The organism is Streptomyces sp. PA03-1a (genome assembly GCF_033792805.1).
Lineage (GTDB): Bacteria > Actinomycetota > Actinomycetes > Streptomycetales > Streptomycetaceae > Actinacidiphila.
Map to the genome: position 1 here is coordinate 1 of NZ_JARAVO010000135.1, position 24,743 is coordinate 24,743.

The window sequence follows — 24,743 nt, forward strand, 5'->3', positions numbered from 1 at the left end:
TGCGCCGGCGGCCTCGTGCTGCCCTGCCCGGCGACCGATGTCCCCTCGCTCGTCGCGTGGACGCTCACCGAAGCGAGGCTCGGTGCGCCGCGCCTGCACCGCAACGGCAAGGACGCGGACCCGCTGATCGTCCTCACCGCCCCGGCCGCCGAACGCCTCGGCCTGCCCACCGTCCTGGAGGACCGCAGGGCCCTGCGCCTGCCCGCCGACCACAAGGTCGTCCGGCAGATCGCCCGCGCCAAGTGGCAGCTCACCCGCCGCGGGTTCGGCCCCTGGGCCCGCGTGTACCGCCCGGCGCAGGACGGCAGGCGTCAGTGCGTACAACTCGCCGTCCTGCCGTGGGGCGCCCTCGACAGCCGCTCCTGGGGCGACGTCGAGCACCTGCCGCCCCCCGAGCTCGCCCAACTGCTCGCGGACTACGCGCACCGCGTCATCACCCCGCGCGGCTCCACCGCCGTGAGCGGTCTGGAACTGATGACCGCCCTGCGCCCGCCGACCCGCGCCGTCAAGGACCAGGCCACCGGCTCCTGGGTCCCGGCTCCGAACCCCGGTGCCCTCGCGCAGCCCGTGGACCCGGCACCTCCCGAGGCCCCCGACGAACACCCCGTCGTGGCCTCGCTGTTCGCGCGCGGGCACCGCCGCACCCCGGAAGAAGTCCTCGACGAGGAGGCCTTCGAGTGGACCCGGGACCCGCAACTGCTCACCGACGACGAGTGCGCCCGGAAGTACGCCGTCGGGATCGACGTCAACATGGCGTTCGCCGCCGCCGCGAACCGCCTGAACGTGGGCCTCGGCGCCGCCGTCCACGTCCGCGCCCCGGAGTTCGACAAGGCGCTGCCCGGGTCCTGGCTCGTCGACCTCTCGCACATCGACGTCGACCCGCGCCTGCCGAACCCGTTCACCCCCGACGGGACCCGCCCCGGGGGCCCCGCCTGGTATGCCACCCCCACCGTGGCGTACGCGGTCGAACTCGGCCAGGACGTGCGCCCGACCGAGGCGTACGTCCGCCCCGAGCACGGCGCCTACCTCGACGCCTGGTACGGCCGCCTGCGCGACGCCTACATGACCACCATGGCCGAACTCGGCGTCGTCTCCGGCATGCCGGAGGCCGAATTCCTCGCCGCGATGGAACACCACAAGGAGGCCGACCCGGCCCGCGCCGGCCTCCTCTCGGCCGTCAAGGCCACCGTCAAGGGCGGCATCGGCAAGCTCCGCGAACGCCCTCAGGGCACCGGCTACCGCCCGGGGGAGCGCTGGCCCGCCCTCGACCGGCCCACGTGGCGCCCCGACATCCGCGCCGCCGTCATCGCCACCGCGCGCGTCAACATGCACCGCAAGATGGTCAGGTTCGCGGCGGTGGGCCTCTTCCCGGTGGCGGTGCTCTCCGACTGCGCCGTGTACCTGTCCGACGGCCCCGGCCCGCTGGACTTCCTGCCGCGCACGCCCGAGGGCAAGCCGCTGCCCGGCGGTTTCCGGCTCGGGGTGTCGCCCGGGATGGTCAAGCACGAGGGCACCCAATCCCTCATGTGGGCCGTGGAGTTGCTCGAGGACGGCCACAACCCCGCCCGCCACATCAAGGGCGGCGACGCCGCACTCGACGGAGAGTAGGAGAGTCCGGTGGGCATGCTCGGCGACGGCCTCGACAAGGCCACGGCGAAGACCCTCACACGGCCCGTGCCCAAGTCGGCGCAGGCCCAGATGCGGTTCCTGGTGAAGCAGGAGAAGGGCACCAGGGCCGTCGCCGCCCTGCTGGGCGTCTCGCAGCGCACCGTCGAGCGCTACCTCACAGGCGAGATCAAACGTCCCCGCAAGGACCTGGCCGGCCGCCTCGAGGACGAGGTCCGCAGACGGTGGCAGCCCCGCGTCCGTGAACGCGCCCGCCGCCACGCGGCCACCACCGGCGGCATCGTGATCGAGACCCGCGCCCGCTTTGGCTTCACGGCCGCCCCGGGCTCCACCGACGACGCCCGCGTCCGCCTCGTCACCCAGGCCCTTCCCCCCGACTACGCCGCCCGTCTATTCACCGCCCGTGCCGCGGGCGCCGGCGAGGACCAACTGCGCGCCATCGCGGCGGAGGGCCTCCAGGAGGTCTACTTCAAGGACCGCGGCCGCCGCGCGCAGGGACTGCACGTCGACTTCACCGACATCGACTACGTCGAGTTCGAGTTCTGAGTGTCGATAGCCTCGGCCAGCTGCTCAGCGTGGCCGTCAGGCAGGGGCCTGAGCGCTCGGTAGTAGGGGTGGTCGTCCGTCTGCCTGTGCCAGTGGCAGACGTTGCGCCGCTGTCGGCGCCAGATGGCGCGGAGTTCGGGATCGTGGGCGCTGTGCGGTGGGCAGGGAGCGAACGTGAAAGGCGCGCACGCGTTCAGGAGCTCGTCGGCGACAGGTCCTGCAAGCCCACCACCCGCAGCAACTGCAAACGCTGGTACGACTCCGTGCCCGGACGGGCCGTGTGAATGACGAGCTGTTGGCTGTGGTCGGAGTTGACCAGGACCTCGCAGTCGAGTTCGAGGATGCCGATCGCAGGGTGCCGGAAGCGTTTCGTGGCGGCGCGGCGTACGGCGACCTCATGTTCGTCCCAGAGGCGGGCGAACTCCTCGCTCGCGGCGCGTAGTTCGGCGACGAGGGAGGAGGGTTCGGGGTCCGTGGGGCGGGCCGCGGCCACCGCTCGCAGGCCGGCGACCTGCTCGCGGGCGCGCTCGGGGCGGTCCTCGGGCGGGAACAGTTCCTGGGCCGCCGGGTCCAGGAAGAATCGGCGGATCATGTTGCGTCCTTGGGGCGGGCGGGCGAGGACGTCTCCGCTCAACGCCCGTGACAGCGCGTTCTGGGCCAGGACCTCGCCGCAGTCGGTCACCACCATCGCCGGGGTGTCGTCCAGCCGGTCCAGCACCAGGAGCAGGCCCGGGCGCACGTGCGTGCTGGTCGCCTCCCGGCGCGGCGGCTGTTCACCGGTGAGGTGGAAGAGGTGGTCGCGTTCGTCCTCCGTCAGGCGCAGGGCGCGGGCCAGCGCGGTGAGCATCTGGCGGGACGGGCTCGGGCCCCGGGACTGTTCCATCCGCGTGTAGTAGTCCACGGACATGCCGGCCAGCTGGGCCACCTCCTCGCGGCGCAGCCCCGGCGTACGGCGGCGGGCGCCGGCGGTGAGGCCCACGTCGGAGGGGTCCAGGCGGGCGCGGGCGCGGCGCAGGAAGTCGGCTAGTTCGCCTCGGTTCACCTCTCCAGGGTGCGGGAGGCCGGCCGGCTTATCCAGGGACTCCCGATCCCCTGATGAAGAGGTCTCTCCCGGTCGTTCCCGTATCCGCCGAGGCTGGTCGTCAACGACAGGCGACACAGCGCGTGAGGAGCACATCATGCTGACTTTGGTGACCGGAACGACGGGACAGGTCGGACGCCGCTTCGTGCCGAGGCTGCTGGCCCAGCGGCAGCCGGGCGAGCAGGTGCGGGTCCTGGTACGGGATGCGACCCGCGGCGAGCGCTTCGCGGAGCTGGGCGCCCAGGTCGCCGTAGGAGACATGCGCGACGAGGAGACACTCGGCAAGGCGCTCGTCGGCGTGGACGCCGTCGTGAACGTCGCCGCCTCCTTCCGCGGGGTGCCGGACGAGGAGGCATGGGCCGTCAACCGGGACGCCGCGGTGGCCCTGGGCCGCGCCGCGCAGGCCTCCGGCGTGGAGCGGTTCGTGCAGGTCAGCACGGGCAATGTGTACGGCGTCGGACGGGGCCGCCCGCTGACCGAGGCGGACGAGAGCCGGCCGGGCGGCGAGATGTGGGGCGCCTACCCCGAGTCCAAGGCCGAGGCCGAGCGTGAACTGCTTGCGCTTGAGAGCCTGGACGTACGCATCGGGCGGCTCCCCTTCGTCTACGGCGAGGGCGACCCGCACCTCACCGACTCCCTGCGTTGGGCCGCCGGTTGGGCGCCGCACCAGCGCCTGCAGATGGCCCACCACGCGGACGTCGCCCAGGGTCTGATGCGTCTGCTGTACGCGCCGGGCATCGCCGGCCGGATCTACAACATCGCCGATGACGCCCCTGTCACGACGGTCGAGCTGTACCAGCTCAACGGCGTCGAGGTGCCCGCCGGGCTCCACGAGCTCACGGACCCCGACCCGTGGTTCGGGATCATGTCCAACCAGCGCATCCGCCGGGAGCTCGGCTTCCGGCCGATCTATCCGAGCGCCTGGACGGCCCGGGACGCCGGAGCCCTGTGACGGTCACCACGCGAGGTTGGTCCCCCCCTCTGATCCGCCCCACCAGCACCGCCCCCGCCACACGGATCACGACCGCCACCAGGTACAGCACCGGTAGCGTCACGATCGGCACCGCGCGGGCAGGATCTGATGCTGCTGCCTTCGGCTCAGGCGGCTGCGGGGCGCAGAGGGGGTGACAGGTAGCGCGCCGTACCGGTGACAACCACTGTGCTTCGCCCGGCCGAAGCCGCAGTTCAGTGGATGCCGGTGGTGACACCCATCGTGCTTCGGCTCAGCACCTCAGCCCTTGACGGCCTCCGCGATCTGCTGGGCGGCCTGGGCGGGCGTGAGGTGCGTGGTGTCGACTACCTCTGCCTCGCCGTGCAACCAGGTGCGGGCCGCCTCGGCGTAGGGCTCGAGGTATCGGAGACGGAACGGGGAATTGGGGCCGAGAACAGTGTCGCCCTCGATGCGCCCGCGGAGGGTGTCCTGGTCGGCGTGGAGGACGAAGTGCCGGACCGGGATGGCATGCCGGGCAAGGCCCGAGCTGATCTCGCGCCAGTACCGCTCGACCAGGACGGTCATGGGCATCACCAGGGTGCCGCCGGTGTAGTCGAGTACCCGCCGGGCGGTCTCGACGACGAGCGGTCGCCACGGCGGCCAGTGCTGGAAGTTGTCCGTCGCGGGCAGCCCGGGCGTGATGTCCATGAGCGTCTCGCCGACCTTCTCGGCGTCGAACACCCGTGAATCCGGGATCAGCGGCTGCAGGAGCGCACTGGTCGTCGTCTTCCCCGCGCCGTGGGTGCCGTTGAGCCATACGATCATGCGTCCCGATGCTAGCGCTGTGCGGGCGGCGGCAAGGCTTCGGGTCCGGCGGTGCCGGCCCGCCTGATGCAGGCAAGACCCTCGGGCCGTCGAAGGAAGCCCTCGGCCGCACGACGATCAGCGCAGCAGACGTGCCATCGCCGCCGACGGCAGGGACGGATTGGCGGCCGCCGCGTGCACCACCTGCGCGTCCTCGTCCGCAAGCAGTTCGGCGATCACCGGGGGCGGCAGGGCCGGGTGGGCCGCGGCCAGGGGCCTTGCCCGTAGGTCGTCGAGGCAGGGGATCAGCGCCGCGGCCGTCGCGTGCCGGTGCCGGGCGATCTCGCGCAGCGCCTTCCGGACGGGGGGCCGGATGTGCGCCAATCGCTCCAGCAGGGCCGCAGTCGCGTCCGGGTTGGCCGCCACCCGCGCGGCGACACGCGCACCATGCCGGTCGATCATGGACGCCAACTGGGCTTCTCTCAGACCGGGATGGGGCGCGAGGGCGCCCACCACCTTCGCGTCCGGGTCGCGGGCCAGGGCGTCGCGGATCTCGTCGGGCAGATCGGTTCGCCCGGCCAGGAACATCCGCAGGACGGGGTTCGGCGAGGTGGCGAGCCCGGCGATCTCGTCGGGAGTGGCCGAGGAGATGCGCGGCAGCGGCGTCGGACCGATCCGGACGGTGGAGGCGAGCCGGTCCAGGACGTCCAGCGGCACCGCCGGGTGGTGTGCGAGCCGTCGCCGCACGTCGTGGCCGAGGTCGACGGCCAGGGTCCGGATCAGTTCCTCGCCGATCCCCGGGTTGTCCGCGAGCTGCGCCCTGACCCAGGGGACGGGGTCGGTTGCGAGCCGCGCGTACACCTGCGGCGGCAGGTCGATCCGCCCGGCCAGTTCCTGGCGCAGCAGCAGGGACGGATGGTCGACGAAGGCTGCGGCGGCGGACGCGGGCGTGGCCGGATTGCCCAGGGCGGCCTGCAGCGTCGCGTGCACGGTGGACTCGTGCGCACCCTCGCAGTGCTCCCCGGGCGGCGTCGGCTCATGCGTCGGCTCATGTTCGCAGACCCGGCAGAAGCGTGCCGGAGGCAGTGCTCCGCCGTCGAGGAGCGCCGCCAGCACATCAGGTGGGGTCGCCTCGTTGACCGCGACCGCGCGACGCACCCCGGCATGCGGGTGCTCCGCCAGGCGGGCGGCGAGATCGGACGTCGTCCACAGCGCGAGTTCCGCGACCACCCCGACCTCGGGGTCCGCCGCGAGGGCACGCGCCACATCCTCGGGGAGACCGGGGCAGCCGGCCAGCTTCTCCCGCTGCTCGACGGACCCCGTGGTGGCCAGCAGGCGCGCCCACTCCGGCGGTCCCGCGCGCCCGTCCAGCAGGGCGAGCGCGACGAACGGCCGGTCGACGGGATCGACATCGGCCGCGGAGAGACGTCCCCCGTACGCCAGGCTCAGGGCGGCGTCCTCGTCGCGCGCGGCCAGGGCCGCCACCTGCGCACGGGTGAGGTCGGGGCGGTCGGCGAGCGCACCGGCGACATCGGCGTCCGCGGTCGCGATCAGACGGTCGACCCATTCGGGCGGCAGCGAGGGATTGCCGGCCAGGCCGTACAGGAGGTCGTTCACAGGGCACCATCGTGGCGCAGGCCAGGCCGGCCGTGCGATGCCGGGGGGCGCCGTCCGGCGTGGGCGGGACCGGAACGGCGAGCAGGGGAAGGCCGTCGGGGAAGGCGAGGGGTCACGTCGTCATGGAGAAGCGCCGGCACACGTGGACGCGGCTGAACTCCGCGCGCATGCGGGTCTCGTCCTCGAGCTTCGCGTGCAGGAAGGCGGCCATGAGCCGCAGGCCGGGGCGCGGGGTGAGGATCGCGCGGTCCGGTTCGCCGGGAGCGGTGTACTGGTGGGCGTACACGTGCAGGTAGTGGTCGCTCTCCGCGAAGCCCATGGCGCGGTACCAGGCGAGGGTGTCCGGGTCGTCGCGGGTCCAGGCGTCGAGGGTCGTCGCGCCCCGCTCGCGGACCTCGGCGCGTGTGCGGTGCAGGAGGGCCCGGCCGAGACCGCGGTGCTGGTGGTCGGGGTGGACCGCGACGGTGTCGATGGTCGCCAGGGCGGTGTCGACGACGGTGTCCATGATGCCGACGACCGTCCCCGACGCGTCGACGGCGACGAGTTCCAGGCCGGGGGCCGGGATCGGCGGCTTGGCGCGGTCGACGTCGTCGTAGTAGGCGGTGCCCAGGAACGAGAGCACCCTGCAGCGCAGCCAGGAGGCCTCGTCCGCAGGGGCGTACTCACGCAGCGTGTAGGTCACGGGGGTGATGCTGTCCGGGCGGGGAGACGCCGCGCAACGCGATTTCCGCCTCCGGCGTGCGCCGTCCCCGCCGTACGACGGTACGACGGGGACGGGGCTGTTACGACCTTCAGGAACGGTGGTACTGAACCGGGGTGGTGACCTTCCCGCCCAGCGCGGTGGCCGCGTGGCGCGCCCAGTAGGGGTCGCGCAGCAGCTCGCGGCCGAGGAGGACGGCGTCGGCCTTGCCGGAGGCGACGATGGTCTGCGCCTGGTCGGGTTCGGTGATCATGCCGACGGCCGCCACGGGCATACCGGTCTCGTTGCGGACGCGCTCGGCGAACGGCACCTGGTAGCCGGGAGACGCGACGATCCTGGCGTTGGGGGCGTTGCCGCCCGTGGAGACGTCCATCAGGTCCACGCCCCGGGCCTGCAGCTCCTTGGCGAGGCGGACGGTGTCGTCGGCGGTCCAGCCCTCGCGGTCGTCGTCGGCGTTCTCGCTCAGCCAGTCGGTCGCGGAGATGCGGAAGAAGACCGGCAGGTCGGTGGGCCAGACGGCGCGGACGGCGTCGACGACCTCCAGGGCGAAGCGGGTGCGGCCGGCGAAGTCCCCGCCGTAGCCGTCGGTGCGGCGGTTGCTGTGCGGGGAGAGGAACTGGTTGATGAGGTATCCGTGGGCCCCGTGGATCTCGGCGACCTGGAACCCGGCGTCCAGGGCGCGCCGGGCGGCCGCGGCGAAGTCCGCCACGATCCGGCCGATCTGCTCGGTGCTGAGCTCCTCCGGTGTGGTGGAGCCGGTGTCGAACGGGACGGCGCTGGGGCCGGCGGGTGTCCAGCCGTGCTGGGTGTCGGGGGTGATGGGGGCGCCGCGGTCGACCCAGGTGCGTTCGGTGGAGGCCTTGCGGCCGGCGTGGGCGAGCTGGATGCCGGGCACGGTGCCCTGGGACTTCAGGAAGGCGGTGATCCGGCGGAAGGCCTCGACCTGGGTGTCGTTCCAGATGCCGAGGTCGTACGGGCTGATCCGGCCCTCGGGGCTGACCGCGGTGGCCTCGGTGATGATCAGTCCGGTGCCGCCGGTGGCCCGGGCCGCCAGGTGCGTGAAGTGCCAGTCGTTCGGCACGCCCGCCTGCTCGCCGTCCGGCGCGGCGCTGTACTGGCACATTGCGGCCATCCAGATCCGGTTCGGAATGGTCAGCGACCGGAGGGTGAAAGGCTCGAACAAGGTGGTGGTCACGAAGCTGTCTCCTCAGGGGGCGGTCGGGGCCGGGTCACGCGGCAACGCGTCGTTGCATCGCTCATGCGTATGCGCCCTACAGGCTCCCTCAATAATTGCACGCGCTGATTAATTCCCGCACCCCGCGTGCAGTGCTCGATCGCCCACAAGTGGATGACGCAGATATTAAGCGTTGGCATTAGTCCGCGTCTGCAAGTAACCTCGATCCTCGTAAGGCGCAATCCCCTCACCTCCCGGCCCCGCGGCGGGGTACCTCGCCCCCCGCGTACGGTCGTCGAAAGGCACCATCATGTCGCTCAAGGAACTCATCCCCGGCCGCCTCGGCTTCGGTACCGCCCCCCTCGGCAACATGTTCCGCGCCATCCCCGAAGAGGAGGTGAGCGCGACCCTGGAGGCCGCCTGGGACCAGGGCGTCCGCTTCTACGACACGGCCCCCTTCTACGGCGCGGGTCTCGCGGAGCTGCGGCTCGGCGAGCTGCTCTCGCGGCGGCCCCGCGACGAGTACGTGCTGGCCACCAAGGTCGGGCGCGTCATCCTGGACGAGCCCGAGCCGGGCGCCCGCGACCTCGGCGAGAAGGGCGGGCTCTTCGAGCACGGCCGTCCGAACGCGATGCTCCACGAATGGACCGCCGACGCCACCGAGCGGTCGATCGAGGGAAGCCTGAAGCGCCTCGGCGTCGACCGCGTGGACATCGTCTGGGTGCACGACATCGCCCAGGACTTCCACGGCGACCTGTGGCTGAGCAAGTTCGAGGAGGCCCGCACGGGCGCCTTCCGGGTGCTGTCCCGGCTCCGCGACGAGGGCGTCATCAAGGCCTGGGGCCTCGGCGTGAACCGGGTCGAGCCCATCGAGCTGACGCTCGACCTGGACGAGCCGCAGCCCGACGGCTTCCTGCTCGCCGGCCGCTACACCCTGCTGGACCACGCGCGACCGCTGGAGCGGCTGCTGCCCAAGGCGCAGGAACAGGGCGTCGGCATGGTCGTCGGCGGCCCCTACAGCTCCGGGGTCCTCGCCGGCGGCACCCACTTCGAGTACCAGGACGCGCCTCCGGAGATCGTCGAGCGCGTACGGCGCATCAAGGAGATCACGGCCCGCCACGGGGTGAGCGTCAAGGCGGCGGCCCTGCAGTTCTCCCTCGCGCACCCGGTGGCCGTCGCCGCCGTCCCCGGCTCGACCAAGCCGGGCCGCATCGCCGAGGACATCGCCGCGCTCAACGAGGACGTCCCGGCCGCCTTCTGGTCCGACCTGCGCGCCTCCGGCCTCGTCAGCCCCGCCGCGCCGCTCCCGAACGGCGCCTGAACGCCCTCGCCCCCCCACAAGCCAAGGAGAAAGACCATGGCGTCCACCTCGGTCAGCCGAGTCGTGCCCGCGTCGCCCGAACGCGTCTGGGACCTGATCGGCGGCTTCCACGCGCTGCCCGACTGGCTCCCGTTCATCCCCGAGAGCACCCCACTGGAGGGCGGGCGGGTGCGCAGGCTCCGCAACCCCGACGGCGAGGTGATCGTCGAGCGCATGGTGGCCTTCAACGAAGCCGAGCGCCACTACGCGTACGCGATCCTTCAGGCGCCCTTCCCCGTGACCGGGTACGTCTCCGACCTGCGGGTCCACGCCGTACCCGGGCAGCCGGAGGTCGCGGAGGTCGTGTGGAGCGGCCGGTTCGTCCCCGACGGTGCCGGCGAGGCGGAGGTGGTCGAGCTGTTCACCGGCATCTACCGCGACGGCCTCGAAGCGCTCCACGGCACGCTCGCGGGCTGAACCCGCGCCGACGCTCCCCCGTCACGCCCGGTGGCGGGGGAGCATCGTGGTGACGGCAGGCGCCTCAGCCGGTGGGGCCGATGGTGACCCGGACGCTCTTCATCAGCGGCTGGTCGCTCTGGGTGCTGTAGTCGTTCGCGGCGATGAGCGCGTTCATCTCCGGCATGTAGCCGGCCGCGCAGTCGCGGGGCATGTCGTAGGGCAGCGCGCGGTAGCCGGTGAGCGTGCGCCGGCTGCCGTCCTTGGCCGTCGCCGTGATGTCGACGAGGGTGCCGGGCTCGATGTCCCGGGCCCGCATGTCGGCCGGGTTCATCAGGACGAGGGTGCGCAGGTTCTTCACGCCGCGGTAGCGGTCGTCGTCCGAGTAGATGGTGGTGTTCCACTGGTCGTGGGAGCGAATCGTCTGCAGGACGAGCATCCCGTCGCGGGGCACCACGTCCGGCAGCGGCGCGCTGGAGAACTCGGCACGCCCGGAGGGCGTGAAGAAGACCAGTTCGCGCGCGGGCTGGCGGATCCGGAAGCCCAGGGGGAGCCGGACACGACGGTTGAAGTCCTCGAACCCGTCCAGGACCTTGGCCATGGTGTCGCGGATCCGGTCGTAGTCCTCGACGTAGTGCTCCCACGGCGTGGAACTGCCGGGGAGGGCGGCGCGCGCCATGCCGGCGATGATGGCCGGTTCGGACAGCAGGTGGGGCGAGGCGGGCCGCTTCATGCCGACGGACAGGTGGACCATGCTCATGGAGTCCTCGACGGACGTGGCCTGCAGTCCGCGCCGCTGCTCGTCCTTCTCGGTGCGGCCCAGGCACGGCAGGATCAGGGCCTGCCTGCCGTGGACGAGGTGGCTCCGGTTGAGCTTGGTGCTCACGTGCGCCGTCAGGGCGCACTTGGCCAGGCCCTGGGCCGTGTACGGGGTGTCGGGCGCGGCGAGCACGAAATTGCCGCCCATCCCGACGAACACCTCGTGCTCCCGGGGCGGGTCGATGCCGCAGACCGCGGCGAGCCGGTCCAGGAAGGCCTCGGCCGGCCGGTGGTCGATGCCGCACGTGCGGTTGCCCTGGACGTTGCTGTGCCCGCGCACGGGGGAGGGGCCGGCGCCCTCGCGCCCCAGGCTGCGGCGGGGTGGTGGTAGTCGTGCTGGGACGGCCGCTTGTCGTCGGCGGGACCCGCACCGCCGGTCGGCGGTACCTCGGGCCGGCCGTCGCCGGGTGCCATCGGCTCGTTCACGCCCTGGACGCTCATACCGATCACCTTCGGGGCAAATGTGGCATTCAATGATGATCTTTATCCTATGAGGGCATCTGGGGCGCTGTCCTCCCCGGAGGTGCACCAGGAGGGCGGGCCCGCCGCGAGGCCCGCCTGGTGGGCGCGCCGTGCGGGGTGGTGGTGCCACCACCGGACGCTTTGCCGGGGTGCGTGCGGGGGACGTGACGGCGTGCCCCCGCCCGCGCGCACCTGGCGGTGTATTAGCTGGGCGCAAAGATCGACGTCAGCGAGGAGAGGACATGGCGACGGCAACGGCACAGGGGCCGGTGGAGGAGTTCCGCCGGCTCAGTGACGGCGACGCGGAGCTGCGGGCGCACGGGGCGTACTTCAGCTGCACCTATCTACTGGACATGGAACGGCACGCCTTCCTGGTGCGCATGCACCGCGGCCGGGTGGAGGACCTCGTCGTCGATCCCGAGCCGCTCACCGCCTACGACTTCGCCATCAGGGCCGGCGCCGCGACCTGGCGGGAGTTCTGCTCGCCGGTGCCGAAGCCGATGTACCACGGCATCTGGGCGGCGAGCTTCCAGCGGGACATGCGGCTGGAGGGCGACCTGCTGGTCCTCATGCAGAACCTGCGCTGCCTCACCCGTCAGCTGGAACTGCTCCGCCTCACCGGCCCGCTGGGCTGAACCACCGTTCCGCCCCGCACCGCCGAAAGGACCCCTCGATGAGCACCGCCTCCCGTATCTCCCCGGTGACCGGCCACTACGTCACGATCGACGTGGAGGACGTCCAGTACAAGGTCTTCTACCTGGAGAACGGCCAGGGACAGCCGCTGGTGTGCCAGCACACGGCGGGCTGCCACAACCACCAGTGGCGCGGCCTCCTGGAGGACGAGGAGATCACCGCGAACCACCGCGTCATCGCCTACGACCTCGCCCGCCACGGCAAGTCCGACCCGCCGCTGAACAAGGAGTGGTGGAAGGAGGAGTACAAGCTCACCGCCGACCACTACGTCGCCTTCATCACCGCGTTCTGCGACGCGCTGGGTCTGGAGGACCCGATCTTCATGGGCTCCTCCTTCGGCGGGAACGTGGCCCTGCAACTGGCGCTGCGGCACCCGGACCGCTTCAAGGCGGTCATCCCCGTGGAGGGTGCGGACTACTCTCCCGGCTTCTACCTCGACTGGTGGCAGCATCCCCACGCCAACGCGGCGCAGGTCTGCGCCAGCGGGGTGTGGGACCTCATGGCCCCGCAGTCGCCCGACGCGGACCGCTGGGCGACCTGGTTCTACTACAGCCAGGGCTCGGAGGCGTTCAAGGGCGACCTGTACTTCTACTCCGTCGACCACGACCTCCGGGGCAGGCTGGGGGAGATCGACGGGGAGCGCTGCCCGGTCGTCATGCTCACCGGCGAGTACGATTACCTGACCACCCCCGAGGACGGGGCCCGTACCGCGGAGCAGATCCGCGGGGCCGAGTTCATCGAGATGAAGGAGATCGGGCACTTCCCGATGAGCGAGAACTACCCGCGCTTTGCCGGGTACCTCAAGCAGGCGCTGCGGCGGATCGAGGAGCGCACCGCCTCCTGAGGCACGCGCCGTACGCTGCCGCCCGCCGGGCCGCGGGGTGCCCCGCGGCCCGTGGCCGGGCGATCAGTTGAAGGCGTCGGGGTCCGGGCCGATGCGGGTGCCGTTGTCGAGGGCGGTGATCGCCGCGACGTCGGCGTCGGAGAGCACGAAGTCGAAGACGTCGAGGTTCTCGCGGATCCGCTCGGGGGTCACCGACTTGGGGATGACCACGTTGCCGAGCTGCAGGTGCCAGCGCAGGATCACCTGGGCCGGGGTCCTGCCCAGGCGGCCGGCGATGCCGGTGATGACCGGGTCCTTCAGGACGGCGCCCTGGGCGAGCGGGCTCCATGCCTCCGTGGCGATGCCGTGCCGGGCGTGGAAGGCGCGCAGCTCGGCCTGCTGCAGTTGGGGGTGCAGCTCCACCTGGTTGACGGCGGGCACGACGTCGCCGTTGTCGATGAGCCGCTGCAGGTGCGCGGGCTGGAAGTTCGAGACGCCGATGGCGCGGGCCCGGCCCTCGGCGTGGATCCTCTCGAAGGCGCGCCAGGTGTCCAGGTAGGTGTCACGGGCCGGGGCCGGCCAGTGGATCAGGTAGAGGTCCACGTGGTCGAGGCCGAGCTTGGCGAGGGAGGCGTCGAAGGCGGCGAGGGTGCTGTCGTAGCCCTGGTCGCCGTTCCACAGCTTGGTGGTGACGAACAGTTCGTCACGGGCGATGCCCGAGGCGGCGAGGGCCTGGCCGACGCCGGCCTCGTTGCCGTAGATCGCCGCGGTGTCGATGCTGCGGTAGCCGCTCTCCAGGGCCGAGGTGACGGCGGTCGCGGTGTCGGCGTCGGGCACCTGGAAGACGCCGAAGCCGAGCTGCGGCATGGTGACGCCGTTGTTCAGCGTGATGTCCGGGGTGGGGGTGGTCATGGTGCAGATCCTTTCGCGTCGCGGCCGGCGATGGGTGCCGGTGCGAGTGCGGACGGGTGAACGTCCCGGGAGGGGGCGGGGGACGCGCCCTTCCCGTGCTCCACGACCAGATTAGTTGCGCACGCGGTTAATTGCAAACGCGGAATAAGTTCGTGCGCGGAATGGCCGGGTCAGGAAGCCGGGACCTTCGCGCCCTGCAGGTCCTCCACCGCCTTGACCAGGGGGGCGAGCTCCGGGACGAGTGCCGCGTCGTCCATCGCCGAGCGCAGCGCCGCGTTGTTCGTCGGCCGGGCCTCCTCCAGCAGCTTCAGGCCGGCCTCCGTCACGTCCGTGTAGATGCCGCGCCGGTCGGTGGGGCAGAGGTAGCGGGCCAGCAGGCCGCGGTCCTCCAGCCGGGTGACCAGGCGGGTCGTCGCCGACTGGCTCAGTACGACGGCGTCGGCGACCTGGCGCATCTGCAGGTGGCCGCCCTCCCCGTCGTGCTGACGGCTGAGGACGTCGAGCAGGGAGTACTCGCGCACGCTGAGGTCGTGGTGAACCTGGAGCTGCTTCTCGATCCGCCCCTCGATCCGTCCGTGCAGGAGCGACAGGGCGTGCCACCCCTGGGCGAGGGCGGTCAGGGCCGGATCGGTGGCGGTCATCGAGGTCCCCTTTGTGCAGCGGCTGCGGGTGAAGGCTGTTCGTCGTCACTGGCCATGGTAAGCCGCCGCCCGGAGATGTCCAGCGTTTGACGTTATAGCGCGTCTGCAATTATTGTTTTCGCTTGTTAGGTGCCACTGCAACATCTGGAAGGTCTCCGCCATGCCTCTCGCGCTCCTGGCCCTCGCCATCGGGGCTTTCGGGATCGGAACCACCGAATTCGTGATCATGGGCCTGCTGCCCGAGGTCGCCTCCGACTTCGGGGTCTCCGTCCCCACCGCCGGCCTGCTCGTGACCGGCTACGGACTCGGCGTCATGATCGGCGCGCCGATCATGACGCTGCTCGGCACCAAGGTGTCCCGCAAGAACATGCTCATGCTGCTCATGGGCCTGTTCGTGCTCGGCAACCTGGTCTCCGCCCTGGCACCCGCCTTCGGCGTGATGATGGCCGGGCGCATCCTCGCCTCCTTCACGCACGGCGCCTTCTTCGGCATCGGCTCGGTCGTCGCCGCCGACCTGGTGGCCCCGGAGAAGAAGGCGCGCGCGATCTCGATGATGTTCGCCGGCCTCACCGTGGCCAACGTGATCGGCGTGCCGCTGGGCACCTTCATCGGTCAGAACGCCGGCTGGCGCGTGACCTTCTTCGTCGTCGCGGGCCTCGGCGTCGTCGGCCTGGCCGGCGTCCTCAAGCTGGTGCCCGACATGCCGAAGCCGCAGGGCGTGCGCCTGCGCCACGAACTGGGCGCCTTCCGCAACGTCCAGGTCCTGCTGGCCATGGCGATGACCGTGCTCGGCTTTGGCGGCGTCTTCGCGGCCATCACCTACATCGCGCCCATGATGACCGAGGTCACCGGGTTCGCCGACTCCTCCATCACCTGGCTGCTGGTCCTGTTCGGCGCGGGCATGGTCGTCGGCAACCTGGTCGGCGGCAAGTACGCCGACCGCGCCCTGATGCCGATGCTGTACACGGCGCTGGGCTCCCTGGCCGCCGTGCTGGCGCTGTTCACCCTCACCGCCCACAACGAGGTCACGGCCGGCGTGACGATCCTCCTCATCGGCGCCCTGGGCTTCGCGACGGTGCCGCCGCTGCAGAAGCGGGTCCTGGACCAGGCGTCCGGCGCCCCCACCCTGGCCTCGGCCGTCAACATCGGCGCCTTCAACCTCGGCAACGCGCTGTCCGCCTGGCTCGGCGGGGTCGTCATCGCCGCGGGCTTCGGCTACACCGCGCCGAACCTCGTCGGGGCCGTCCTCACCGCCTCCGCCCTCGTGCTCGCGGTCGTCTCCGCTGCACTGGAGAAGGGCCGCGGCGGCCGGACCAGCCGGGTCGTCACCGGGGCCGCGCCCGCCGAGCAGCCGGCCCTCACCTCCCGGCACTGACCGCGGGGGCCGGGACCACAGGCACCGCCGGTCCCGGCCCCGACACCGCACCGACGAAGGCCCGCACCATGACCAGCACCGCCCTCACCCGCCTCACCGGCCCGCACCAGCGGCTCACCCTCGGACTCGAACTGCCCCTGGACAACGACTGGGGAGCCGGCCGCCGTGCCGCCGACCAGCAGGCCGGGCGCCCCTTCGGGGTGCCGGACCTGAGCGGTCACGCCGACCTCGCCCGGCTCGCCGACCGCCTCGGCTTCAGCGCCCTGATCCGCCTCGGCCTGCGTACCGGGCGCACCGCCCTCGTCGAACACCTGGGCGCGATGGCGGACCTGGGCGTCGCCCACGTCTCCCTCAACCTCCGTCCGGGGGACCGCCCGGTCGCGGAGGTACTGCACGAACTCGCCGAGGAGGTCCTGCCCCACTTCCCCGGGCGCTGACCCGGCGCCGGGCCCCCTCGGGGACCGGCGCCGCGCACCCGCCGCGCACGCGGGGAGGTCAGCGGTGCCGGGGACTGCGGCCCGGCGGCTGTTCCGGCGCCTGACGCGTGCGCAGGGTCGGCACCTTGCGCGTCTGCGGGCGGTCGACGGTGAGCGTGAACCCGTCGTCGTAGTGGTAGAGCTCGAGCGGCTCCCCGTCCAGCAGGGTGTACGTCGCCGCCGCGCCGGTGATCTCCACCCTCAGCCGCCGCCCCCGCACCTGCAGGGTGAAGGCGAGCCGCCGCAGCTTCTCCGGCAGCCGCGGTGCGAAGGCGGCGCAGCCGTCCCGGTACCGCATCCCGCCGAAGCCGCCGACCAGCGCGGCCCAGGTGCCGGCGAGGGAGGCGATGTGCAGGCCGTCACGGGTGTTGTTCTCCAGGTCGTGCAGGTCCATCAGCGCCGCCTCGCCCAGGTAGTCGTAGGCGAGGCGCAGATGACCGACCTCGGCGGCCATGATCGCCTGCGTCGACGCCGAAAGGGACGAGTCCCGCACCGTCATCGGCTCGTAGTAGGCGAAGTTCCGTGCCTTCTGCTCGTCGTCGAAGGCCTCCGGTTGCTTGACCATGGCCAGTACCAGGTCCGCCTGCTTGACCACCTGCCTGCGGTACAGGTCGAAGTAGGGGAAGTGCAGCATCAGCGGGTACTGGTCGGGCTGCGTGGTGGAGAAGTCCCACATCTGGTGCCGGGTGAAGCCCGCCGACTGCTCGTGGACGCCGAGCGCGCTGTCGTAGGGGACGGTCATGGCCGCGGCCGCGTCCCGCCAGGCGGCCGTCTCCTCGTCGTCGACGCCGAGGGCCGCGCCCTCCTTGGTGTGGCGTTCGACGACGTCGGCGGCGGCGCGCAGGTTCGCCTGGGCCATCAGGTTGGTGTAGACGTTGTCGTCCGCGATGGCGCTGTACTCGTCGGGCCCGGTGACCCCGTCGATGTGGAAGTTCCCGTGGGGGTCGTGGTGACCGAGGGAGTGCCACATGCGCGCGGTCTCCACCAGGAGCTCCACACCCGTTTCGCGCTCGAAGTCCTCGTCGCCGGTGAGGGAGACGTAGCGGACGACGGCGTCGGCGATGTCCGCGTTGATGTGGAACGCGGCCGTTCCCGCCGGCCAGTAGCCCGAGCCCTCCGAGCCGTCGATCGTGCGCCACGGGAAGGCGGCGCCCTCGAGGCCGAGCTGGTGGGCGCGCTCCCGGGCGGCGGGCAGGGTGGCACGGCGCCAGCGCAGGGCCTCCGCGACGGACTCCGGCGAGGTCAGGGTGAGCAGCGGAAGGACGAAGGTCTCCGTGTCCCAGAAGGAGTGCCCGTCGTAGCCCGAGCCCGTCAGGCCCTTCGACGGGATCGCACGCTGCTCGGCGCGCGCACCCGCCTGCAGGACGTGGAACATGGCGAAACGGACCGCCTGCTGGATCTCGGCGTCGCCGTCGATCTCCACGTCCGCCCGCGCCCAGAACGCGTCGAGGTAGTCGCGCTGCTCGTCGCACAGCCCCTGCCAGCCCGTGCTGCGGGCGCCCGCGAGCGCCGCCTCCACCTGGTCGCGCACGGCGGGCAGCGAACGGACCTGGGACCAGCCGTAGGAGACCATCTTTTCCAGGCGCAGCTTCTCCCCGGCCGCCAGGGACGAGGTGACGGTGAGCCGGCTGGTGTCGTCGTTGCTCTCGCTGAAGCTCCGGGTGGACGGCGGCCCCTCCACGGCGTGGTCGGCCGCCACCGCGACCCGCAGTCCGGTGACCGAGGTCGAGTGCACCAGGCGCAGACGGTTGTCCAGTGCCAGGTTCTCCTCCGGCTGCAAGGGGGAGTCCAGCACGGCCGAGACCCGGGGGTCGCCCGAGGTCGTCGGCAGCTGCTCGTTGGCCACCAGCTCGGACTGGACGACCAGGCGCACGTCGTCCACGGCCTCGACCTCGTACACCACCGCGGCGATGGACCGCTGGGTGAGCGAGATCAGGCGGGTCGAGGTCACCCGGATGGTGCAGCCGGCGGGGGAGGTCCATTCGCAGGTGCGGCGCAGATGCCCCGCGCGCAGGTCGAGGACGCGTTCATGCGAGACGAGCCGCCCGTAGCGCACGTCGAACGGCTCGTCGTTGACGAGCAGCCGGATGATCTTGCCGTTGGTGACGTTGATGACGGTCTGGCCGGCCTCCGGGTAGCCGTAACCCGCCTCCGCGTAGGGCAGCGGGTGCCGTTCGTGGACACCGTTCAGATAAGAGCCGGGCAGTCCGTGCGGCTCGCCCTCGTCGAGGTTGCCGCGCCAGCCGACGTGGCCGTTGGAGAGGGCGAACACGGACTCGCTCTGGGCGAGCACGTCGAGGTCCAGCTCCGTCTCACGCAGGCACCACGGCTCGACCACGTAGGAGGAGTGGCTGATCACGCGTCCGCCTCCAGCAGCTCGGCGAGGTCCCGTACGACGATGTCGGCGCCGTGCGCGCGCAGGGCGTCGGCCTGGCCCACCCGGTCCACCCCCACGACGTACCCGAAGTGGCCGGAGCGGCCGGCGTCCATGCCGGCCAGCGCGTCCTCGAAGACCACCGCCGCCTTCGCCTCCACCCCGAACTCGCGCGCCGCCTCAAGGAAGGTGTCGGGGTGCGGTTTCCCGGGGAGCTTGCGCTCGGCGGCCACCACACCGTCGATGCGCACGTCGAAGAGGTCCTCGATGCCGACCGCGACCAGCACGTCGCGGCAGTTGGCGCTGGAGGACACCACGGCCGTCCGCAGGCCGGCGGCCCGTACGGCCTTCACGTAGCGGACCGAGCCCGGGTAGGCCTCGACGCCCTCGCTGCGGATCTTCTCCAGCAGGATCACGTTCTTGCGGTTGCCCACCCCGTGCACCGTGTCGCGCTCGGGCGGGTCGTCCGCGGAGCCCTCGGGCAGTTCGATGCCGCGCGAGGCCAGGAAGGCCCGCACGCCGTCCGCGCGTGGGCGGCCGTCGACGTACTCGTCGTAGTCGGTCACCTTGTCGAAGGGGCGGAAGTCCGCACCCTCCCGGTGCCGCAGGAAGTCGTCGAACACCTCCTTCCAGGCGGCGGCGTGCACGACCGCGGTCTTGGTCAGCACTCCGTCGAGATCGAACAGGCAGGCCCGGATGCCCTCCGGGAGACCGGTCTTCGTCATGCAACGCGCTTCCCCGCAGCGGGCCCCGGGCATGCCTTCCGCGGCCGCGGACCACCGGGACGCGGGAACAATCCGGGCCGGGGCACGGTTCGACATGATGCGGGTGCCGTGAGTGGGCCAGTGACCCCGGGCCTCATCCCTTCGCCCGTGGGGACGATCGTTCGGCTGAAGCCCCACGGAGCCCCTCGCCGGGGGCGACCGCCACCGCGGCCCCGCAACGCAGACCGGCGCCGGTCAGGTTCCCCCGTCCTGACCGGCGTCTTCGCGTCTCTGGGGGACGGGCTTGATCACGGGCTCCCGGTACGGCACCAGGGCCTCGCTGACGACGGCGAGCGGACGCCGCGGCGCGGGGCGGGCGGCCTGAACGGCCGTCACGTAGGCCAAGGCGTCGGCGGGGGTGAGCGCCGGTATCCGTTCCCGCAGCTCGACCATGGCGAACACGCGGCCGCGGGCGGCCACCGACGTGCGTATCCCGTCGTCCAGATCGTCCACCGCGGTCCGCACCGGCAGTCGGCGGACACGCGCCCGGTACTCGTCCTCCCATCCGCCCATGAGGTAGTCCACAGGTCCGATCGCGTGCATGCGGCCGTCGGCACGGTCCACCAGGTACGGTCCGTTGCCGGCCAGGAGATGCTCCGCGTCGCCGGTCCTGACGTACTCCGCGGACTGGTAGACGACGACCCACACCAGTTCGTGCTCCTCGGCCTCCACCACCGCCATGCGCCCCGGGAAGCACCGGTCCAGGTGCTCCTGGACCCTCCGGACCGCGTCCTCGCGCTCGATCATGCGGGGAGCATCCCGCAACCGGCGCGGACCGGGCCAGTGGTCCCTTGGTCCTAGGTCCCCGGCCGGTACGAGGCCCTGCTCTCCTCCGCGCTCTCCTCCGTGGCGGCCTTCAGCATGCGGAGTATCTCCTCGTGGCCCCTGCGGAGCCGTGTGCTGTCGTAGAACAGCGTGAGGAGCGGCCCGGAGAGCGACTCCTCGATCGTGACGACCGTCCGGCCGTCGTCCGTGGGTGCCATCCGCATCCGGTCGACCGCCTTCACCCAGCCCATCGCCAGCCCGGTCCACGACAGCTCCCGCTCGGGCGCCACCACGGCGAAGGAGGACGTGATGCGCGTCCCCCGCAGCTTCCAGCGGAAGCGTGCGTCCGGTTCCACGGCCCCGAGCCCGACGACGCGGGCGTCGGAGCGCCAGGTGTCCCAGGCGCGCAGGTCGCTGACGAGCCGCCACACCGTGGCGACCGGTGCGTCAACGGTGACCGAACTGGTCGACCTGACCGGGGCGCGCTCGTCCAGCCGGCCCTTCTTCGCGTACTCCTCGTGCAGTTCCCCGAGCGGCGGGCCCGCGTAGAACAGCTTCATCCCCATCCCCCGTCGAGAGCAGTGCTTACCAATGAGAGCAATGCTCTCCCATGGGCATGGATGCGGTCAAGACCCGCCGGCGGCATGCGCCGGCGGGCCCGATGTTCCGCTGGTCGGGGGAGGGGTGGGTGCGTGTGCCCTACGGCGACGTCGCGGGGTCGGCGATCTCCAGGCGCGCGGGTGGCGGTTCCGGCAAGGGCCCGGAGTCGGCGGCGCGCAGCCCGTCGAAGGCCAGCGCGAGGTAGCGGCGCCACGCCTGCGGCTGGATGGGGAGCAGCGGTGCCGCCGTCTGGTGGATCCCGCCGAGCAGCAGGACGACGTCGGTCCCCGTGATGTCGCCGCGCACGGCGCCTTGCTCGCGCGCCCGGGCCGTGAGCGCCTCGGCGGCGTCGCAGAGCAGGGCGATGCGGTCGCGGACCTCGGCGTGCTGCAGTGACGGGCGGCCGATCACCTCGCAGAACGCGCGGTCGGTGGCGAGCGCCTCGACGCCGTCGGTCATGAACTCGCGCAGCGCCGCCCCCGAGTCGTCGGCCTCCAGGAGGCGGCCGGCCGAGCCGACGAGCTGGTCGAGCAACTGGAGCATGATCGCCGCGAGGAGGTCCTCCTTCGAGGCGAAGTGCCGGAAGACGGTGCCCTTGGCGAGGCCGGCCCGCTGGGCGATCTCACCGATCGGCACGTCGACCCCGCGCTCGGCGAACGCCGCCGTCGCCGCCTCGAGCAGCAGGCGTCGGTTGCGCACCATGTCCGCCCGCTGGCCCGGAGTGGCTGTCGTCCCGCTCATCCGCGCCTCCTCCCAGGTGTGGAGCCTATCACCAACGTGACCGGAGGGTCAGGTTAGCTGTTACGCTCAACATGACCCGGCGGTCACCTTCTGCCCGGGTCGCGAACCACGAACACGAACCCCTGGGAGAACAACGTGAGCGGCACCCTGGAAGGCAAGGTCGTCCTCGTCACCGGCGCGTCCTCGGGCATCGGCCGGGCCACGGCCATCGCCCTGTCGAAGGCCGGCGCCCTGGTCGCGGTCGGGGCCCGGCGGGCCGACCGGCTGAAGGACCTCGTGCAGGACGCCCCCGGCGAGATGCTTGCCATCGATCTGGACGTCACCGACCACGCATCGGTGCGCGACGCGGTCGCGGCGGCCGTCGAGCGCTTCGGAGGTCTCGACATCCTGGTCAACAACGCGGGCGTCATGCTCAGCGGCCCGATCCTCGGTGCGGACACCACCGAGTGGACGCGCATGGTCGAGACCAACCTGCTGGGCTCGATGTACGCGGTCCACGCCGCCCTGCCCCACCTGCTGGAGCGCAAGGGGGCCGTGGTCCAGGTCTCCTCGACCTCGGGGCGCACGGCGACGGCCGCGAGCGGCGTGTACTCGGCCACCAAGTTCGGCGTCACCGCCTTCGCGGAGTCGCTCCGTCAGGAGGTCACCGAACAGGGCGTCCGGGTCGTCCTGGTCGAACCCGGCTTCGTCTCGACCGAGCTGACCAGCCACATCACCGACCCGGCGATCCAGGCCATGGCCAAGAGCATGGCCGAGTCCATGCGGACCCTGCAGCCCGAGGACATCGCCGCCGCCGTCCTGTACGCGGTCACCCAGCCCGACCACGTCGCGGTGAACGAGATCCTGATCCGGCCCACCGACCAGGCCCGCTGACGAGGCCGGCCGCCGCGGACCGGGGAACCCTTCCGCGGCGGTCCGCTCGGCTCAGGACGGCTCCAGCGACTCCAGCATGATGCGCTGCGTCTCGGCGAGGTACGCCTGGGCCGCCGTGCGGGCCGTGGTCGCGGCACCGTCGATGACGGCGGTGACGAGGGGTTCCAGGCGGGCGGCCGCCTCCGCCGGGTCGCGGAAGGGGGCGACCAGGCGGGCGCGCAACGGCAGGTAGGCGGCGAAGAGGGTGTTGGTGAGGAGCACGTAGACGCGGTTGCCGGTGGCCTGGGCGAGGGCGCGGTGGACCTCGGCGTCGGCCAGTTGGACGGCGTCGGGGTCGGCGGCGGTGCCGACGGCGTCCAGGAGGGTGCGCAGCCGGGCGCGTTGCGGGGGAGTGGCCTTGACGGCGGCGCGTTCGGCGATCAACGTGCCGACACCGGCACGGACTTCGAAGATGTCGGCCAGCCACCCGGGGTTGTGCCGTACGAGCATGGGCAACAGGTCCGCACCGCCGAGGCGCAGGTAGTCGCGGACCCGGGTGCCGACGCCGTGGCGGGTCTCCAGGAGACCGGCCTGGGTGAGCCGGCCGAAGGCGTGCTTCACCGTGGTGCGGGTGACGCCGTAGCCCTCGGCGAGGCGTTGTTCGGGGGGCAGCAGGGTGCCGGCGGGGTGGGTGCCGCCCAGGATGTCCTCCTGCAGGCGGCGTTCCAGCACGTCGACGATGGTCTCGCGGGGCAGTGGCTCCACCGTGGTCGTCCTCTCGAAGCGGTCCGGTCCAAGCCCACCGAGCAACGGGGACCGCGTCAACACACTCAGGCAGTGGATGAGCCACTCATTCAATGAGTCTGTGTGCAACCTCTTGCCCTGACGTCGCGTCAGCGGCATCCTGCGTGGTGCCCAGGCCCCGTACGCCCCGTCCCCACGACCGCCGGAGTCTGCCCATGCCCCGTTTCCGCCGTTCCTCACGCCTGCTGACCCTGGCCGCGGCCGCCCTGTTCGCGGTGACCGCCACCGCCCCCGCCTCGGCCAACGCTCCCGACCCGTACTCCGAGCCGCCGTTCGCCGCCGCCTGCGACTGGCACGCGTACGGGGAGGGTGAGACCCCCGACCCGTGGCTCTGGCTGTCCGACCCGGTGTGCGTGGAGTACTCCAAGCGCGACATCACCCTCGACAACGGCGGCGCCGTCCGCTTCCTGCTCGCCGAACCCGCCCGCTTCGCGCTCGCCCTCCCCGTGTGCCGCTACTACCAGCGCGACCACTGGAGCGTGCAGTCCACCACCGGCGCGGTCCCGTACGTCTCCTGGGACGGCCGCTACTGGTTCGACAAGCGCAACCGGCGTGCGGCGATGCTCCTGACGAACTTCCGGCTCAACGGGGTCACCGTGGGCATCGGCGACCTGGTGGCCGCGCTGCGTCCGCAACTGCCCGAGGTGGCGGACGTCCTGGACGCCTACGGGGACGAGGCCGGCGAGAGCGGGCTCTCCGTGACGCTGCCCTTCAGCCTCCTGTGCGCGGGGTGGTAGCCGATGGAGCCGCTCCCCGGCATCGACCGGCGCGCCGTGCTGCGCGGTCTGGCCGCCGCCGTCGCCGCCCTGCCCGCGCTGGGCATGGCGGCGGCTCCCGCCGCGGCCGCTCCCGCCGCGGCCGCTCCCGCCGCGGCCGCTCCCGCCGCTCCCGCCGCGCTCGGCTCCTGGCCGGTCTCCACCCTGGAAGCCTTCGCCGACACCCTCGTGCCGGGGGAGCGACGTTCCCCCTCCGACCGCGCCATCGCCGGTGCCGCCCCCGGCCCGGGCGCCGTACAGGCCGGCGTCATCACCCTGCTCGCCTCGCCCGACCTCCCGCTGAACCCGCTCCTGCCGGGCATCGCGGCGCTGCTGGACGCCCGCGCCACCGCCTACGCGATCAGCCGGCTCATCCTGCTCCCGCTCGACCGCCCGCCTTTCGTCGGCCTCTCCTTCGACCACCGCACCACCCTGGTCACCGGGCTCTTCCGGGCCGACGACCTCGACCGCCCGATCTGGCAACTGCTCGCCTTCCTCGTCGGTCTGGCCTTCGACACCGCCGCCCACCGCCACACCGCGCAGGCCCTCGCCGAAGGCCACCCCGGTCTGGTCTGGACCGGCTTCCCCCCGCCCGACGCCGACGGCCTGTGGCGCTACCCGTCCCAATCCTAGAGCACGGCCCTACCCGAGC

At 72.1% G+C, this 24,743-nt stretch carries 25 protein-coding genes and 1 pseudogene; 12 read left to right on the plus strand and 14 right to left on the minus strand.

The window, feature by feature from the left end:
- Together tap and tpg are read left to right on the plus strand one after the other, a co-directional pair.
- Positions 1–1,608: telomere-associated protein Tap (gene tap, locus PV341_RS27255; RefSeq protein ID WP_500359228.1), on the plus strand; the 1,608-nt coding region annotated here is incomplete at its 5' end.
- 15 nt (positions 1,609–1,623) lie between these two features.
- The gene (gene tpg, locus PV341_RS27260; protein WP_500359237.1) at positions 1,624–2,172 is read left to right on the plus strand and encodes a telomere-protecting terminal protein Tpg; all 549 of its coding nucleotides are present in this window, start codon (positions 1,624–1,626) and stop codon (positions 2,170–2,172) included.
- Positions 2,173–2,365: 193 nt separating this feature from the next.
- On the opposite strand, the gene PV341_RS27265 is transcribed toward tpg, so the two are convergent.
- Complete coding sequence (locus PV341_RS27265) at positions 2,366–3,214, minus strand: helix-turn-helix transcriptional regulator (protein WP_500324698.1); 849 nt, start codon at positions 3,212–3,214, stop codon at positions 2,366–2,368.
- Between the two features lie 136 nt (positions 3,215–3,350).
- On the opposite strand from PV341_RS27265, the gene PV341_RS27270 reads away from it, so the two are divergent.
- Positions 3,351–4,205, plus strand: coding sequence for an NAD-dependent epimerase/dehydratase family protein (locus PV341_RS27270; protein ID WP_500359230.1), 855 nt, complete (start codon positions 3,351–3,353; stop codon positions 4,203–4,205).
- Between the two features lie 279 nt (positions 4,206–4,484).
- Here the strand turns inward: PV341_RS27270 and PV341_RS27275 are convergent, their stop codons facing one another.
- The 4 genes from PV341_RS27275 to PV341_RS27290 all read right to left on the minus strand — a co-directional run bounded on the left by PV341_RS27275 (position 4,485) and on the right by PV341_RS27290 (position 8,500).
- Positions 4,485–5,009 carry a P-loop nucleotide/nucleoside kinase family protein gene (locus PV341_RS27275; protein ID WP_500324702.1) on the minus strand — a complete coding sequence of 175 codons (525 nt, stop codon included), beginning with the start codon at positions 5,007–5,009 and terminating at the stop codon, positions 4,485–4,487.
- A gap of 117 nt (positions 5,010–5,126) precedes the next feature.
- The gene (locus tag PV341_RS27280) at positions 5,127–6,605 is read right to left on the minus strand and encodes a hypothetical protein (protein ID WP_500359231.1); all 1,479 of its coding nucleotides are present in this window, start codon (positions 6,603–6,605) and stop codon (positions 5,127–5,129) included.
- Positions 6,606–6,717: 112 nt separating this feature from the next.
- Entirely contained in the window at positions 6,718–7,287 is a 570-nt protein-coding gene (locus PV341_RS27285; RefSeq protein WP_500324706.1) for a GNAT family N-acetyltransferase, read from the minus strand.
- 109 nt (positions 7,288–7,396) lie between these two features.
- Positions 7,397–8,500, minus strand: a complete 1,104-nt coding sequence (locus tag PV341_RS27290; RefSeq protein WP_500324708.1) for an NADH:flavin oxidoreductase/NADH oxidase — start codon at positions 8,498–8,500, stop codon at positions 7,397–7,399.
- 289 nt (positions 8,501–8,789) lie between these two features.
- Here PV341_RS27290 and PV341_RS27295 point away from each other — a divergent pair, with 289 nt between their 5' ends.
- Together PV341_RS27295 and PV341_RS27300 are read left to right on the plus strand one after the other, a co-directional pair.
- A complete protein-coding gene (locus PV341_RS27295) occupies positions 8,790–9,800 on the plus strand; it encodes an aldo/keto reductase (protein WP_500324710.1) in 1,011 nt (336 codons plus the stop codon).
- A 36-nt stretch (positions 9,801–9,836) separates the two neighbouring features.
- A complete protein-coding gene (locus PV341_RS27300; protein WP_499515876.1) occupies positions 9,837–10,256 on the plus strand; it encodes an SRPBCC family protein in 420 nt (139 codons plus the stop codon).
- Positions 10,257–10,320: 64 nt separating this feature from the next.
- Here the strand turns inward: PV341_RS27300 and PV341_RS27305 are convergent.
- Positions 10,321–11,373, minus strand: a pseudogene (locus tag PV341_RS27305) (molybdopterin dinucleotide binding domain-containing protein); the annotation flags it as partial.
- A 385-nt stretch (positions 11,374–11,758) separates the two neighbouring features.
- Here PV341_RS27305 and PV341_RS27310 point away from each other — a divergent pair.
- Together PV341_RS27310 and PV341_RS27315 are read left to right on the plus strand one after the other, a co-directional pair.
- The gene (locus PV341_RS27310; RefSeq protein WP_500324712.1) at positions 11,759–12,151 is read left to right on the plus strand and encodes a hypothetical protein; all 393 of its coding nucleotides are present in this window, start codon (positions 11,759–11,761) and stop codon (positions 12,149–12,151) included.
- A 38-nt stretch (positions 12,152–12,189) separates the two neighbouring features.
- Positions 12,190–13,053, plus strand: a complete 864-nt coding sequence (locus PV341_RS27315) for an alpha/beta fold hydrolase (protein WP_499515879.1) — start codon at positions 12,190–12,192, stop codon at positions 13,051–13,053.
- 63 nt (positions 13,054–13,116) lie between these two features.
- Here the strand turns inward: PV341_RS27315 and PV341_RS27320 are convergent, their stop codons facing one another.
- Positions 13,117–13,944 (minus strand): aldo/keto reductase, encoded by an 828-nt coding sequence (locus PV341_RS27320; RefSeq protein ID WP_500324714.1) that lies wholly within the window; start codon positions 13,942–13,944, stop codon positions 13,117–13,119.
- 170 nt (positions 13,945–14,114) lie between these two features.
- The gene (locus PV341_RS27325) at positions 14,115–14,585 is read right to left on the minus strand and encodes a MarR family winged helix-turn-helix transcriptional regulator (protein WP_500324716.1); all 471 of its coding nucleotides are present in this window, start codon (positions 14,583–14,585) and stop codon (positions 14,115–14,117) included.
- A 160-nt stretch (positions 14,586–14,745) separates the two neighbouring features.
- On the opposite strand from PV341_RS27325, the gene PV341_RS27330 reads away from it, so the two are divergent.
- Positions 14,746–15,960 (plus strand): MFS transporter, encoded by a 1,215-nt coding sequence (locus PV341_RS27330; protein WP_499515882.1) that lies wholly within the window; start codon positions 14,746–14,748, stop codon positions 15,958–15,960.
- 68 nt (positions 15,961–16,028) lie between these two features.
- Complete coding sequence (locus PV341_RS27335) at positions 16,029–16,397, plus strand: hypothetical protein (RefSeq protein ID WP_500359233.1); 369 nt, start codon at positions 16,029–16,031, stop codon at positions 16,395–16,397.
- A 58-nt stretch (positions 16,398–16,455) separates the two neighbouring features.
- Here PV341_RS27335 and PV341_RS27340 read toward each other — a convergent pair whose 3' ends face one another.
- The 5 genes from PV341_RS27340 to PV341_RS27360 form a co-directional block, all read right to left on the minus strand.
- Positions 16,456–18,795: a glycoside hydrolase family 65 protein gene (locus PV341_RS27340; protein ID WP_500324720.1), complete on the minus strand. Its 2,340-nt coding sequence runs from the start codon at positions 18,793–18,795 to the stop codon at positions 16,456–16,458.
- Positions 18,792–19,535, minus strand: coding sequence for an HAD family hydrolase (locus tag PV341_RS27345; protein WP_500324722.1), 744 nt, complete (start codon positions 19,533–19,535; stop codon positions 18,792–18,794). The genes PV341_RS27340 and PV341_RS27345 overlap by 4 nt, the downstream gene beginning before the upstream one ends.
- 234 nt (positions 19,536–19,769) lie before the next feature.
- Entirely contained in the window at positions 19,770–20,321 is a 552-nt protein-coding gene (locus tag PV341_RS27350; RefSeq protein ID WP_500324724.1) for a YrhB domain-containing protein, read from the minus strand.
- Between the two features lie 50 nt (positions 20,322–20,371).
- Positions 20,372–20,899 (minus strand): SRPBCC family protein, encoded by a 528-nt coding sequence (locus PV341_RS27355; RefSeq protein ID WP_500359234.1) that lies wholly within the window; start codon positions 20,897–20,899, stop codon positions 20,372–20,374.
- A gap of 139 nt (positions 20,900–21,038) precedes the next feature.
- Positions 21,039–21,680 (minus strand): TetR/AcrR family transcriptional regulator, encoded by a 642-nt coding sequence (locus PV341_RS27360; RefSeq protein WP_500324727.1) that lies wholly within the window; start codon positions 21,678–21,680, stop codon positions 21,039–21,041.
- A 135-nt stretch (positions 21,681–21,815) separates the two neighbouring features.
- Here PV341_RS27360 and PV341_RS27365 point away from each other — a divergent pair, with 135 nt between their 5' ends.
- Positions 21,816–22,553 carry an SDR family NAD(P)-dependent oxidoreductase gene (locus PV341_RS27365; RefSeq protein ID WP_500324729.1) on the plus strand — a complete coding sequence of 246 codons (738 nt, stop codon included), beginning with the start codon at positions 21,816–21,818 and terminating at the stop codon, positions 22,551–22,553.
- Positions 22,554–22,604: 51 nt separating this feature from the next.
- Here the strand turns inward: PV341_RS27365 and PV341_RS27370 are convergent, their stop codons facing one another.
- Positions 22,605–23,297 (minus strand): FadR/GntR family transcriptional regulator, encoded by a 693-nt coding sequence (locus tag PV341_RS27370; protein ID WP_500324731.1) that lies wholly within the window; start codon positions 23,295–23,297, stop codon positions 22,605–22,607.
- A 194-nt stretch (positions 23,298–23,491) separates the two neighbouring features.
- On the opposite strand from PV341_RS27370, the gene PV341_RS27375 reads away from it, so the two are divergent.
- A complete protein-coding gene (locus PV341_RS27375; RefSeq protein WP_500324732.1) occupies positions 23,492–24,073 on the plus strand; it encodes a hypothetical protein in 582 nt (193 codons plus the stop codon).
- A 3-nt stretch (positions 24,074–24,076) separates the two neighbouring features.
- On the plus strand, positions 24,077–24,724 hold the full coding sequence (locus PV341_RS27380; RefSeq protein WP_500359236.1) for a DUF5987 family protein: 648 nt from the start codon (positions 24,077–24,079) through the stop codon (positions 24,722–24,724).
- The last annotated feature ends 19 nt before the right edge of the window (positions 24,725–24,743 follow it).